At 72.2% G+C, this 13453-nt stretch carries 11 protein-coding genes; 7 read left to right on the top strand and 4 right to left on the bottom strand.

Annotation, left to right across the window (positions count from 1 at the left end; genetic code table 11):
- The first annotated feature begins 51 nt into the window (after positions 1–51).
- Both IE290_RS23025 and IE290_RS23020 read left to right on the top strand, forming a co-directional pair.
- Positions 52–1161 carry an LLM class flavin-dependent oxidoreductase gene (locus IE290_RS23025; protein ID WP_191246749.1) on the top strand — a complete coding sequence of 370 codons (1110 nt, stop codon included), beginning with the start codon at positions 52–54 and terminating at the stop codon, positions 1159–1161.
- Entirely contained in the window at positions 1158–2486 is a 1329-nt protein-coding gene (locus IE290_RS23020) for an NtaA/DmoA family FMN-dependent monooxygenase (protein WP_191246748.1), read from the top strand. Before IE290_RS23025 ends, IE290_RS23020 begins: the two co-directional genes overlap by 4 nt.
- 300 nt (positions 2487–2786) lie before the next feature.
- Here IE290_RS23020 and IE290_RS38310 read toward each other — a convergent pair whose 3' ends face one another.
- Positions 2787–4025 (bottom strand): histone-like nucleoid-structuring protein Lsr2, encoded by a 1239-nt coding sequence (locus IE290_RS38310; RefSeq protein WP_308431369.1) that lies wholly within the window; start codon positions 4023–4025, stop codon positions 2787–2789.
- Positions 4026–4061: 36 nt separating this feature from the next.
- On the opposite strand from IE290_RS38310, the gene IE290_RS23010 reads away from it, so the two are divergent.
- Positions 4062–5456 carry a dihydrolipoyl dehydrogenase family protein gene (locus IE290_RS23010; RefSeq protein ID WP_191246747.1) on the top strand — a complete coding sequence of 465 codons (1395 nt, stop codon included), beginning with the start codon at positions 4062–4064 and terminating at the stop codon, positions 5454–5456.
- 44 nt (positions 5457–5500) lie between these two features.
- Complete coding sequence (locus IE290_RS23005; RefSeq protein WP_191246746.1) at positions 5501–6328, top strand: alpha/beta fold hydrolase; 828 nt, start codon at positions 5501–5503, stop codon at positions 6326–6328.
- On the opposite strand, the gene IE290_RS23000 is transcribed toward IE290_RS23005, so the two are convergent.
- Positions 6325–7668 (bottom strand): hypothetical protein, encoded by a 1344-nt coding sequence (locus tag IE290_RS23000; RefSeq protein ID WP_191246745.1) that lies wholly within the window; start codon positions 7666–7668, stop codon positions 6325–6327. The genes IE290_RS23005 and IE290_RS23000 overlap by 4 nt on opposite strands.
- Before the next feature lie 186 nt (positions 7669–7854).
- Here IE290_RS23000 and IE290_RS22995 point away from each other — a divergent pair, with 186 nt between their 5' ends.
- The 3 genes from IE290_RS22995 (at position 7855) to IE290_RS22985 (ending at position 11357) form a co-directional block, all read left to right on the top strand.
- Complete coding sequence (locus tag IE290_RS22995) at positions 7855–9309, top strand: S8 family serine peptidase (RefSeq protein WP_191246744.1); 1455 nt, start codon at positions 7855–7857, stop codon at positions 9307–9309.
- 169 nt (positions 9310–9478) lie between these two features.
- Entirely contained in the window at positions 9479–9970 is a 492-nt protein-coding gene (locus tag IE290_RS22990) for a DUF3145 domain-containing protein (RefSeq protein ID WP_191246743.1), read from the top strand.
- An 802-nt stretch (positions 9971–10772) separates the two neighbouring features.
- Positions 10773–11357 (top strand): hypothetical protein, encoded by a 585-nt coding sequence (locus tag IE290_RS22985; RefSeq protein WP_229874675.1) that lies wholly within the window; start codon positions 10773–10775, stop codon positions 11355–11357.
- Between the two features lie 508 nt (positions 11358–11865).
- On the opposite strand, the gene IE290_RS22980 is transcribed toward IE290_RS22985, so the two are convergent.
- Both IE290_RS22980 and IE290_RS22975 read right to left on the bottom strand, forming a co-directional pair.
- On the bottom strand, positions 11866–13113 hold the full coding sequence (locus IE290_RS22980) for a beta-ketoacyl-[acyl-carrier-protein] synthase family protein (protein ID WP_191246742.1): 1248 nt from the start codon (positions 13111–13113) through the stop codon (positions 11866–11868).
- A 42-nt stretch (positions 13114–13155) separates the two neighbouring features.
- Entirely contained in the window at positions 13156–13401 is a 246-nt protein-coding gene (locus tag IE290_RS22975; RefSeq protein WP_017984121.1) for an acyl carrier protein, read from the bottom strand.
- Positions 13402–13453: the final 52 nt, after the last annotated feature.

Raw genomic sequence — 13453 nt, 5'->3', positions numbered from 1 at the left:
ATAGCGCGGGCCGCCCGGTCGCTGGAGCTGGGGAGGCGAAAGGAGCGAGGCATGGTTCATCTCGCGGTGGCACTGGAGGGCGCGGGCTGGCACCCGGCCGCGTGGCGGGAGCCGGACGCGCGCCCGGACGAGCTGTTCCGCCCGCGGTACTGGGGCGATCTGGTGGTCGAGGCCGAACGCGGCCTGCTGGACTTCGTGACGATCGAAGACTCACTCGGCGCGCCGCGGGACGGGCGCACCGACCGGGTGGACGGGCGGCTGGACGCCGTGCTGATCGCGTCCCGCGTGGCTCCGCTGACCCGGCACATCGGGTTCCTGCCGACGGCGGTCGTCACGCACACCGAACCGTTCCACCTGTCCAAGGCGATCGCCACGCTCGACTACGTCTCGCAGGGCCGGGGCGGGGTGCGGGTCCGGATCGCGAGCAGCCCCGAGGACGCCGCGCACTTCGGCCGCCGCGAGTTCCCGGTCCCGCTGCCCGACCTGGTCGAGGAGGCCGGCGACTGGGTCGAGGTGGTGCGGCGCCTGTGGGACAGCTGGGAGGACGACGCGGAGATCCGCGACGTCGCCACCGGCCGCTTCATCGACCGCGGCAAGCTGCACTACATCGACTTCACCGGCCGGTTCTTCAGCGTGAAGGGCCCATCGATCACGCCGCGCCCGCCGCAGGGCCAGCCGCCGGTCGCGGTGCTCTCGCACATCACCGAGATCCACCGGCTCGCCGCCCGCTCGGCCGACGTCGTGTTCGTCACGCCGCACGACACCGGTCAGGCGCGGGCTGCGCGGGCGGAGATCCAGGAGCTGCGGGAGGACCTGCTCGTCTTCGCCGACGTCGTGGTGTTCCTCGACGAGACCGAGCAGTCGGCGCGTGATCGGAAGGCCCGCCTGGACGATCGGGCCGAGTTCACCTCCGACGCCCTGGTCTTCACCGGCACGCCCGCTCAGCTGGCCGACCAGCTGCTGGCTTGGCGCGACGCCGGCCTGTCCGGGTTCCGGTTGCGCCCGGGCGTCCTGCCGCACGATCTGACCGCCATCACCCGCGGGCTCGTGCCCGAACTGCAGCAGCGCGGCGCGTTCCGCCGCGAGTACGAGGCCAGCACGCTGCGGGGCCTGCTCGGCCTGGAGCGTCCCGCGAACCGTTACGCAGGAGCGACGCGATGAAGCAGATCCACCTCGCCGCGCACTTCCCCGGCGTCAACAACACCACCGTGTGGAGCGACCCGGAGGCGGGCAGCCACATCGAGTTCTCCTCGTTCGCCCATCTCGCGCGGACCGCCGAGCGGGCGAAGTTCGACTTCTTCTTCCTCGCCGAGGGCCTGCGGCTGCGCGAGCACGCGGGCCGGATCTACGACCTGGACGTGGTCGGCCGCCCGGACACGTTCACCGTGCTGGCCGCGCTCGCCGCGGTCACCGAGCGGCTCGGCCTGACCGGGACGATCAACTCGACGTTCAACGAGCCGTACGAGGTGGCGCGCCAGTTCGCGAGCCTCGACCACCTGTCCGAGGGCCGGGCCGGGTGGAACGTGGTGACCTCGTGGGACGCCTTCACCGGGGAGAACTTCCGCCGCGGCGGCTACCTGCCCGAGGAGCAGCGCTACCAGCGGGCGAAGCTGTTCCTGGACACGGCGTTCGAGCTGTTCGACTCGTGGGGTGCGGACGACATCGCCGCGGACAAGTCGTCCGGGGTGTTCCTGCGGAATCCGCGGGCGGGCGAGTTCGAACGGCACGACGCGCAGTTCGACATCGCGGGCCGGTTCAACGTGCCGCGCGGGCCGCAGGGCCGGCCGGTGATCCTGCAGGCCGGCGACTCGGACGAGGGGCGCGAGTTCGCCGCGGCGACGGCGGATGCGATCTTCACCCGGCACGGGACGTTGGAGGCGGGGCAGAAGTTCTACGCCGACGTGAAGCGGCGGCTGGCGGCTTACGGGCGCCAGCCGCACCAGCTGCTGGTGCTGCCGGCGGCGACGTTCGTGCTCGGCGACACCGACGCCGAGGCCGAGGAGCTGGCGGGGATCGTGCGGTACCAGCAGGTCAGCGGCCAGACGGCGATCAAGTTCCTGGAGCAGGTGTGGAACCGGGACCTGTCGGGCTACGACCCGGAGGGCCCGCTGCCCGACGTCGAGCCGGTGGTCGGCGCGGACGCGCTCGCGAAGGGCCGCGCGCAGACGCGCGTGTACCGGGACCCGGTGGCGACCGTGCGGGAGTGGCGGGAGCTGGCGGAGGCGAAGAACCTGTCGATCCGGGACCTGGTGGTGGAGGTCAGCGGACGGCAAACGTTCGTAGGCTCGCCGGCGACGGTCGCCGAGGCGATCAACACGTACGTCCAGGCCGACGCGAGCGACGGGTTCATCCTGGTGCCGCACGTGACGCCCGGGGGACTGGACCCGTTCGCCGACAAGGTGGTGCCACTGTTGCAGGAGAGGGGCGTCTTCCGCAGCGACTACAGCGGCACAACGCTGCGGGAGCACTTGGGCATCGACCGATGAGGTGATTTCTGGCCCGCGGGTGGGTGGTTGCCGTGCTGGAGCCGCTTGCGTGGTGACTGATGAGGTGACAGCTGCTCGGGCACCTGCGTGGTGACCGGCTGCCGCCGCGTGAGCGGCGAGCCGGTTGCCACCTGCTGCGCTGGATCACCCCGCGCGATTGCCTGCCTCGCTGATTCCCGCTGGGAGAACGACCGGCGGCCGCCTTGCCAGGCACCGCCCGCGGCCGGTCACGGCGAGCGGTGCGTTGCTGGTTGCCGGCCGCTTTGGGGGTGCCTCGCCGGCCGCGGAGGCCGCGTCTGCCTAGCTACCGGCCGCGGAGAACACGACCGGCGGCGCCTTGCGGACGGTCTTGCGGGGCGCCTTTTCCACCGGGGCGACCTTCTTGGTGGCCGGCTTCTTGGCGGAGGCGTTCTCCTTGGCGGGCGCCGTCTCGGCGGGCTTGGTGTTGGCAGGCTTGGCCTTGGCGCGCGACGGCTTAGCGGCTGGTTTGCTGGCAGCCTTGGCCGCGTTGCCGCCGCTGGCCGGCTTGGCCGCAGCAGCAGCCGTCTTTCCGCCGGAGGCCGTCTTGGCGCCGCTGGCGGTCCCGTTCGCGCCGCTGGCGGGCCTGTCCGCGGCGGTGGGCGCCTTACCGCCGGTGGCGGCCTTGGCCGTGCCGCTGGCGGCCTTGCCACTGCTGGCGGGTGCGGTCGCGGCGGTGGCCGCCTTGCTGCCGGTGGCGGGTTTGGTCGCGCCGGTCGGCGTCTTGGTGCCGCTGGCGGCCTTGGCCGCGACGGCGGTCGTCTTGGTGTCGGCGGGCTTCGCCGCCGTGGCTACGGCCTTGGTCCTCGTCTTGGGCCCGGCCGCCTTGGCTTCGGCAGCCTTCGTCGCCGGGGTGGTTTTGCCCGCGGTGGCCTTGGCCTCGGTGGGCTTCGCGATGGCCTTGGCCGCCTTGCGGCGGGTCGCGGGCTTCGCCGCGGCTTCGGTGGCGGGCTTGGTCGCCGGGGTGGCGGTCTTGTCAGCGCCAGGCTTAGCCGGGGTGGCGGCCTTGTCAGCGCCCGGCTTCGCCCCGGTTCCGGCCTTGCGGGTGCTCGGCTTCGCCGCGGTTCCGGTCTTGCTCTTCGTGGCGGTGGCGTTCTTCGCCGTGCTCTTGGGTGCCGCCTTGGCGGCGGTCTTCGCCGCCGCGGTGGTGCTCTTCGCCGTGGCCCGGCGCGCGGTCTTCGCCGCCGGGTCCGTCGCCTTCGCGGAACCCGTGCCACTGGTTTTCGCCGTCGTACCACGGGAGTTCGCGCGGCGGGTGCGCTTGGCCGGCGCGAGGCGGCGCGGCGGGCGCTTGCGGCCGCCCGTGCGGCGGCCCGCCTCCACATACGTCGCCAGCAGCTCGCGCAGGCTGTTCGCGTTCGAGTCCGAGAGGTCGATGTCGTACTCGACGCCGTCCAGGCCGAACCGCACCGTCTCCGCGGCCGGCTCGCCGTTCAGGTCGTCCAGTAGTTGCACCGCGGTGTTCTTCGCCACCGATAACCTCCAGTACTTACGATTTGCCGCTGAGAATACCCGCCCCACTTGCGCCGGGCGCCGGGCTGGTGTGCGCTGTGACCCATGTCCGAGGAGACTTTTGACGTCATCGTGATCGGTGGCGGACCGGTGGGGGAGAACGCGGCGGACCGGGCGGTCAAGGGCGGCCTGTCCGCCGCGCTGGTCGAGCAGGAACGCTTCGGGGGTGAGTGCTCCTACTGGGCCTGCATCCCCAGCAAAGCCTTGCTGCGACCGGGAAACGCGCTCGCCGCGGCCCGTCGGCTGCCCGGCGTTCCGGTGGGTGAGGCCCTCGACCCGGTGGCGGTGTTCGAGCGCCGTGACCACTTCACGAGCAAGGGCGACGACAACGGCCAGTTCGACTGGGCTCGCGGCGCCGGCATCGAGCCGATCCGCGGGCGCGCCCGCATCACCGGTGAGCGCGAGATCACTGTGGACGGCGGCCGGGTGCTGCGCGCGCTGCACGCCGTGGTGGTCTGTACCGGTAGCGTGCCGAAGACGCCGCCGATCCCCGGACTCGACGAGGTGCCGGTCTGGGGCTCACGCGAGGCGACGTCCAGCAGCACGGTCCCGGAACGGCTGGCCGTCGTCGGCGGCGGGGTGGTCGGCGTCGAGATGGCGCAGGCCTGGGCCCGGCTCGGTGCGCAGGTGGACCTGATCGTCACCGGCCCGCGCCCGCTGCCCCGGTACCCGGACTTCGCCGGTGACGCCGTCGCGGACGGGCTGCGTGCCGACGGCGTGCGCGTGCACACCGGATCCGGCCTGGAACGAGCCTCCCTTGTGGACGGTGCCGCCCGGTTGGAGCTGAAGGGCGGCGCGGTCGTCACCGCCGATCAGGTGCTCGTCGCCACCGGACGGCGCCCCGCCACCGACGACCTCGGGCTGGAGGTCATCGGCCTGGCGCCGGGCAAGCCGCTCACCGTGGACGACAGCGGCCTGGTGTCCGAAGTGGACGGAGACTGGCTGTACGCGGCGGGCGACGTCACCGGGCGGGCGCTGCTGACGCACCAGGGCAAGTACGCCGCCCGCGTGGTCGGCGACGTGATCGCCGCGCGCGCTGCCGGCAAGCCCGTGGACACCCGCCCGTGGGGCAAGCACAGCGCCACCGCCGACCACCACGCGGTGCCGCAGGTCGTGTTCACCGACCCGGAGGTCGCCTCGGTCGGGCTGACCGAACCGGAGTCCGGCGCGCCGCACCGGGTGGTCGACATCGACATCGCGGTGGCCGGTTCGTCGCTGCACGCCGACGGCTACGCGGGCAAGGCCAGGATGATCGTCGACACCGAGCGCGAGGTGCTGGTCGGCGTCACGTTCGTCGGCCAGGACGTCGCGGAGCTGCTGCACTCGGCGACGATCGCCATCGCCGGCGAGGTGTCGCTGGGCCGGCTGTGGCACGCGGTCCCGTCGTTCCCGACGATCAGCGAGGTGTGGCTGCGGCTGCTGGAGGAGTACGGGCTCTGAAAAACCGCTTGCCGGACGCGGCCGCGGTGACCGACCCTGGCCGCGTGTCCGTCGATCACGAGCTGCCGCTGCCCGGCGGCCGGGTTCTCGCCTGGTCCGAGACCGGCGCCGGCACACCGGTTCTGTTCCTCGCGGGCGCCGCGACCGGCCGTTCCATGACCTTCGGCGACCAGCACCTCGCCCGGCTCGGGGTCCGGCTGGTGACGGTCGACCGCCCCGGCATCGGCGCGTCGACGCCCGATCCCCGCCGGTCGGCCGCGTCCACCGCCGCCGACCTCGACCGTCTCGTGACGCGGCTCGGCGGGCCGCTGCCGGTCGTGGCGAACTCCCAGGCCGCCGTCTTCGGGCTCGCGGCCGCCGCCCGCGGGATCGCGTCCCGGCTGCTGCTGGTCTCCCCCGCCGACGAGGTCGCCGACCCCCGTGTGTTCGCGCGGCTGCCCGGCCCGGTGCGGGACGTCGTCACGCGGGTGCGTGAGGAGCCGGAGGCTGCGCGCGCGTTCTTCGCCGGGCTCGGCCCGGACGGGATGGAACGGATGGTGCTGGACGGCGCGGATCCGGCCGACCGTGACGTGTACGCCGACCCCGCGTTCCTGGCCCGGTACCGCGCGGCTCTGCGGGAAGGGTTCGCGAACGACGGCGCCGGTTACGCGACCGACACGCTCATCGCGATGTCGCCGTGGCAGCTGGACTGGGCCGCGATCCGGGTGCGCGTGCGGGTGTGGTTCGGCGAGCGGGACCGCGTCCACTCGCCGGACCTGGGCGCGCTGCTCACCGCACGTATCCCGGGGGCCGAACGGCGCGTCGTGCCCGGTGCGGGCGGTGCTCTCCTGTGGACCCACGCCGAGGAGATCCTCGCCGCGGCGGTCGGCTAACTGATCCGCACGCCCAGGGCCGCGCCCGCCGCCCGCAGCAGGGCCGGGTCGTCCGGGGTGGAGTGGCCGTCGGAGTAGGCGGCCAGCACCAGCCGGACCGCGGCGCCGGAGATCGCGCTCTGGTAGGCGGCCCCGGCGGTGTCCGGTTCGCGCGGCCACTGGTGGGTCTCGGTCGCCAGGTCGGTGATCCCGCCGCTGCCCGGGGTGTCGGCGAGCTGCTTGAACGCCGCGGCCTGCTCGTCGCTGCCGAAGGTGAGAACCGCGACCGACACCGCGACCACGCGCCCGTCCACGGTGGCTTCGAAGCTGCCACGCTCCATGCCCGCGCACCCGCCGGCCTGCAACCGCGCTTGCAGGTCCCCGTAGGCGCGGGCGGCGCAGGTGCGTTCCGTGCCCGAGGCGCGCTTGGTGAACTCGATGCCCGCCACGGCCTGCCGAACCGGCGTGACCGCGGTGGTCGTGGCGGGCGCGGTGACCGGTTCGTCGTCCCCGCCGGTCGTCACCAGGACGAGCACGATCACCACCAGCACCAGCGCCACGGCGATCGCCCCGACCGGCCGCCACGGCACCTGCCCGGGAGCCGGGGTCGTACGCACGGGCGCGGCCGCGGTGACGCGCGGCACCGGCATGGTCACCTCGGCGGGCGGGACGATCGGCGGCACGGCTGCCGGCTCGGCGGGGCGGGTCCGGCGCGGGCGCGGCTTGACCGGCGGCAGCTTCACCGTGGCCGACTCCTCGGTGACGGTGAAGCCTTCCGCGGCCAGGGCGTCCCCGGTCAGGTTGGTGTCCGGGGCGAGGGTGTCGATCAGCGCGCGCGCCTGGGCCGGCGTGCACGGCCACGGCGCCGGGGTGAGCGAGGCGATCGCGGCGAGCAGGCTGTTCTGCGTCGGGAACAGGACGCGGACGTTGCCGGCGAGGTCGGCGGGCGGCTGCTCGATCTCCTCGACGAACGGTCCGACGGCGATGATCGTGGCGATCGGCAGGTGTTCGGGGACGTCCGGTCGCAGCCGTTCGGCGACGGCGTCGGCGAACGCGAGGGCGTCGGTCGCGGGGTTGACGACCTCGCCGTCGGCGACGAGCGGCCAGCCGTCGGCCTTCCACTGCCCGGTCAGGGGCGCTTCCAGGCGGATCGCCGGGTCCGGCAGGTCGACGCCGATCACGACGAGGACGGCGCGGGGGAGGACGACGATCGCCTCGACCGGTGGCCGTCCGGGCAGCGGGCGGGCCCCGGCCAGAGCGATGCCGCCCGCGAAGTCGTCACCGCGGCCGAGCGCGGCGAGCGCGGCCCGCACGTCGTCGGCGACGCGCGAGGGTTGTCGTTCCAGGCGGATCAGCCGCACCTCGCACCTCCCCGGTCCCGTCCGCGTGCGCGCATACGCTAGCGCGCCGACCGGTTCTGGCCGCTCGATGGTGTGAAAATCACCCGCCGTTGTTGCACAGTTGGTGATCGTTCGTGACCACCGTCACTCATCGGTGTGCTACTCGTTGGTAGGGCGTACGGCTGCTCGACAGATCAGGAGATCCCGATGAGATGGCGCTCCGTCCGGTGGGCGACGACCTTCGTCGCCGCTCTCGTCGTCCCGCTCGCCGGCGCCGTCCCCGCGGCGAACGCCCAGGCTCCGCTCGCGCCGGTGTCGGACACCCTGGGCCGGGTGCTCGCCGGCGCGAGCGGCCTGACCCCGCTCACGACGTTGGTGCACGCGGCTGACGCGGACACCGCCGCGCGGGCTGTCCGGGCGGCCGGGATGCGGGAGATCACCCGGTTCCCGCGCATCGGCGTCGTCGCCGCGACGGGCACCGCCGCGCAGGTCGCCGCCGTCCGCAAGGTGGCCGGCGTCAGCTACGTGGAGAACAACGACCCGCTCGTCGCGTTCGGCTCGTCCGGCACGACGGCCACCCGCAGCGCCGAAGCACGCACCACCCTGACCGGCGCGGACGGCGCTCCGCTGGACGGGCGCGGGGTGTCGGTGGCGATCATCGACACCGGCATCGACCCGACGCACCCGGCGTTCCGCGGCGCCGACGGCTCGACCAGGGTGGTGCGCAACCTCAAGAGCCTGTGCCTCGACGGCACCACCACCTCATGCATCGTCGACGTGCCCACCTCGGTCGACACCGACACGACCGCGCTCGGCGGACACGGCACCCACGTGGCCGGGATCGCGGCGGGCGCGCCGTACACGCTGGCTGATGGATCGGCGGTCGGCGGGTCGGCACCGGGCGCGAAGATCGTGTCGATCTCGACCGGGCTGGCGATCCTGGTGCTGGGCACGGACGCCGCGCTGAACTGGGTGCTGGAGAACCACGCAGCGCCGTGCGGCGCCGCGGTGTCGGCGGCGGTGTGCCCGCCGATCAAGGTGATCAACAACTCGTACGGCCCGAGCGGCGGCGGCGAGTTCGACCCGCAGTCGGCGACGGTGAAGCTGCAGCGCGCGCTGGCGGCCGAGGGGGTCGTGACGGTGTGGGCGAACGGCAACGACGGCGGGGACGGCTCCGAGGACCTGTCCAACCCGCCGGGCAAGGACCCGACGCCGGGCGTGATCTCGGTGGCTTCGTACAACGACCAGGGCACGGGCACACGCGACGGCACGGTGTCCGACTTCTCCTCGCGCGGGCTCGCCACGGACCCGTCGACGTGGCCGGACGTGTCCGCGCCGGGTGAGAACATCCTGTCGGCGTGCCGCCCGTACCTGGTGATCTGCTCGACCGGGCTGCAGCCGTCGAACGGTCCGGGGCTGCTGGATGTGGGCACGTACAACGTGATCAGCGGGACGTCGATGGCGACGCCGCAGATCACCGGCATCGTGGCGCAGTTGTTCCAGGCCCGGCCGGGCGCCACGCCCGGTGACATCGAGACCGCGATCAAGTCGACGGCGTACAAGTACAGTGACGGCGCGGCGTACGAGGGCGGTTCGAGCTTCGACAAGGGGGCCGGGCTGGTGGACACGGTGGCCGCGGTGGGAGCGTTGACGGGGCCGTGATGGCTTCCGCGCCGTGGTGGTGCTGCGACATCTGAGGTTCCTGTGGCGAAATGCCACTGCCGCGGTGCACAATATGGGGCAGTCACGTCAAGGTTGCTTGACGGCTGACGCGCCGAGGCTCGCGAGGTCGTAGGGGAAGACGCCCCTCGTCGAGTAGCGGAGGTCAGCAGTGAGCACCCGTGGCGTGGTTTACGTCCACTCGTCGCCGTCTGCGGTGTGTCCGCACGTCGAGTGGGCGATTTCGGGCACCCTGGGTACCCGAGTGGATCTGAAGTGGACGGCGCAACCCGCCGCTCCAGGGCAGCTGCGTGCCGAGTGCACGTGGAGCGCGCCCGCTGGCACCGGCGCCAAGCTGGCGGCCGGTCTCAAGGCGTGGCCGATGCTGCGCTTCGAGGTGACCGAAGAGCCGAGCACCGGCGTGGATGGTGAGCGGTTCTGCTACGTGCCCGGGCTGGGCCTGTGGCGCGGTCGCACGAGCGCCAACGGAGACATCGTCGTGGGCGAGGACCAGCTGCGCACGCTGGTCGCGACTTGTCGCGCGGGGGAGCAGCTGGCGCACAAACTGGACGAGCTGCTGGCGTCGAGCTGGGATGAGGCGCTGGAGCCGTTCCGGCACGCCGGGGATGGGGCGCCGGTGACCTGGCTGCACCGGGTGGGGTGAGTTGTCGGGGTTCCGGTTGCGGTGGCTTGGCCCCGGTTTCGTGGTGCTGGGTTTTCTTCGGGCGGTGTACGCCACGGGGCGGCGGGTGGTCCTTCGCTGGTGCGTGACATGCCCACCCGGTGCGGCGATGACGGGACCGTTCATGTCTTCCTCGCTGTGAGGTGTCCACTCGTGCGGCGATGAATGGTCCGTTCATGTCTTGCCCCTCGCTCGAGGCGCCCAGTCGCGTGGCGGTGAGCGGACCATTCATGCCTTCCCCCTCGCTCGAGGCGCCCAGACGAGCGGCGGTGAATGGACCGTTCATGCCTTCCCGGCGTGAGGTGCCCAGTGGTGTGGGTACGAGTGGGCCTTTCGCTGGCGCGCGAGATGCCCAACCGCGCGGCGATGAATGGACCGTTCATTCGTGCCCGTCGCGAGGTGCGCAGTCGTGTGGGTACGAGTGGGCCTTTCGCTGGCGCGCGAGATGCCCAACCGTGCGGCGATGAACGGACCGTTCATGTCTTGCGCCACGAGGGTGCGCCAGTCGTGCGGTGATGAATGGACCGTTCACGCCTTCCCGGCGCGAGGCGCCCAGTGGTGTGGGTACGAGTGGGCCTTTCGCTGGCGCGCGAGATGCCCAACCGCGCGGCGATGAATGGACCGTTCATCCACCCGCGAAGTGACCACCCGCAGCAGCCGACACGTCGAAGCCATCCGCCGGATCAGACCAGCCCGATCACCGGAACGGCCCAACCCAACCGGCGCCCCTCGACGCGAGACAGCACTCGGTAACGATCACTACTACGCTGCCGATGTGACAGCCATGCCGGCGCCTCCCGCAGCACCGCCGCGATGGCTGGTGCCCGTCGTCATCGTGGTGGTGTCGATCATGGTCGGCGGCGGTCTCCTGGCCCGCGAGCTGTACCGGCTGCCCGAAGCGGCCCCGGACGCGATCCTCGCCCAGTCTTCGACCTCCCGGCCGCTCGCCCAGCAGCCCGGCCCGGGCACCGTCGAACTCACCCCGGACGCCGCCGCGCACCCGCAGAACGGCACGGTCCGCGCGCTGCTCCAAACCTACTTCGACTCGATCAACAACCGCGACTACGAGCTGTGGAAAACGGCCGTCACGCGGGAACGCGTCCAGGCCAAACCGAAGAGCACCTGGCTCAACGACTACCGCACGACACGGGACGGCAGCATCCTCGTCTACCGGATCGACCCGATCTCCGACGAAGAGCTCCGCGCGCTGGTCGGCTTCACCAGCACCCAGGACATCAAGGACGCCCCGGCCGAACTCCCGGAACCCTGCGTGCACTGGCGGCTCGTGCTGCCGCTCACCCTGGAATCCGGCGCCTGGAAGGTCGACACCGTCACCGGCTCCACCACGCCCGAACTGTCCCGCTGCTGACGAGGCGACTGGGTCCCGGAAGAGGGCGCTGGCGCGAGAGTGGTTGTTTCTGTGGAGGAGTCGGCGGCAGGGCGACTGGCGCCGGGCTGCTTCCGCGAAAGCGGTTGTTTCTGGCAGAGGGCGCGGGCGCGAGAGTGGTTGTTTCTGGGGACGAGAGGCGGCGGGGCGACAGGCGCCGGGCTGCTTCAGGGGAGCGGTTGTTTCTGAGAGAGGGCGCAAGCGAGGGCAGGCGCGAGAGTGGCTATTTCTCGGGAGGAGCCGGTGGCGGGGCTATAAGCGCCCGGCCGCTTCAGGCGAGAGCGGCTGCTTCTGGCAGAGGGCGCGGGCGAGCGCCGGCCCGAGGCTGGGGAGGAGACGGCAGCAGGGCGACAGGCGCCCGGCTCTTCAGGCCAGAGCAACTCCTTCCGGAAGAGAGCGCCGGCGACCGCGATCCCACCGCGGAGCCGGAGAACCCCGCAAAAGAAAGAACCCCGGCCACCAAGGCCGGGGTCCTCCACGAACCAGAAACTCACGCGCCGGTGAACAGCAGCGCCGTGTTGTGGCCGCCGAAACCGAACGAGTTGCTCAGCGCCGCGGTCAGTTCGACCTTCCGCGGCTCGCCGGCCACCACGTCCAGTCCGACCTTCGGGTCCAGGTTCTCCAGGTTCAGCGTCGGCGGCACCAGGCCGTGGTACACCGACAGCAGCGTGAGGATCCCCTCGACCGCGCCCGCGCCACCCACCAGGTGCCCCAGCGCCGACTTCGGCGCGGTCACCACCGGGTGCTCACCGACGGCCTTGCGAATGGCCGCGGCCTCGCCGATGTCGCCCACCACCGTGGACGTCGCGTGGGCGTTCACGTGCCCCACGTCCGCCGACGTCAGACCCGCCATGGTCATCGCGTTCGCCATCGCGGCGATCTGCCCGATGCCCTCCGGGTGGTTGCCGGTGATGTGGTGCGCGTCCGAGGTGATGCCGTACCCGGCCAGCCGCCCGTAGATCCGCGCGCCGCGGGCCTTCGCGCGGTCAGCCCGCTCCAGCACGACCACCCCGGCGCCCTCACCGAGCACGAACCCGTCCCGGTCGGCGTCGAACGGGCGCGACGCGCGCTCGGGCTCGTCGTTGCGCGTCGACACCGTCCGGGCCTGCGCGAAACCGGCCACGGTGATCGGGTGGATGCAGGACTCCGCACCACCCGCCACCACGACGTCGGCCCGCCCGTTCTGGATCATCTGGTACCCGTTGGCGATGCCCTCGGCACCGGAGGCACACGCCGACGCCGGCGAGTGCACCCCGGCCCTGGCTTTGAGGTCGATGCCGACGTGCGCGGCGGGCCCGTTCGGCATCAGCATCGGCACGGTCAGCGGCGAGACCTTCCGCAGACCCTCCTGCTCGAGCAGGTCGTCCATCGCCAGCAGCGTCAGCGGTCCGCCGATGCCGGTGCCGATGGAGACGCCGAGCCGGTCCGGGTCGACGTCGGTGTGCTCGTCGCTGGGCTGCTGGAAACCGGCGTCGGCCCACGCCTGCCGGGCCGCGATGAGCGCGATCTGCTCACACCGGTCCAGCCGGCGCGCCTGCACGCGCGGCAGCTTCTCCGCCGGATCCTCGGCGAGGGTGGCGCCGATCTTGACCGGCAGGTCGAACCTCTCGACCCAGTCGGCCTCGATCCGCCGGATGCCGCTGCGGCCGGCGAGCAAGCCCTCCCACGTGGACGCGACGTCCCCGCCGAGTGGCGTCGTCGCGCCGATCCCGGTGATCACGACGTCGATGTTGCTCATGAGGAGTCTCCCCGAGGTTCAGACGAAGAATTCAGCTCGTGCTTACTTGGCGTTCGCGGCGACGTAGTCCACGGCGTCGCCGACGGTCTTCAGGTTGGCCAGCTCGTCGTCCGGGATCTTGACCCCGAACTTGTCCTCGGCCTGCACCGCGATCTCCACCATCGACAGCGAGTCGATGTCCAGGTCGTCGACGAAGGACTTCTCCAGGCTCACGTCGTCCTGCGCGACACCCGCGACCTCCTCGACGATCTCCGCGAGGCCGCTGAGGATCTCCTGCTTGTCCGCCACGATGGTTGTTCCCTTCTGGTGGTTGATACCGGCAGGCTCCGCGCCTGCCGGC

Source organism: Amycolatopsis deserti (genome assembly GCF_014653945.1).
GTDB classification, from domain to species: Bacteria; Actinomycetota; Actinomycetes; order Mycobacteriales; family Pseudonocardiaceae; genus Amycolatopsis_E; species Amycolatopsis_E deserti.
Note: the sequence above shows the minus strand (reverse complement) of the source record. Positions and strands in the feature narration are given on the sequence as shown.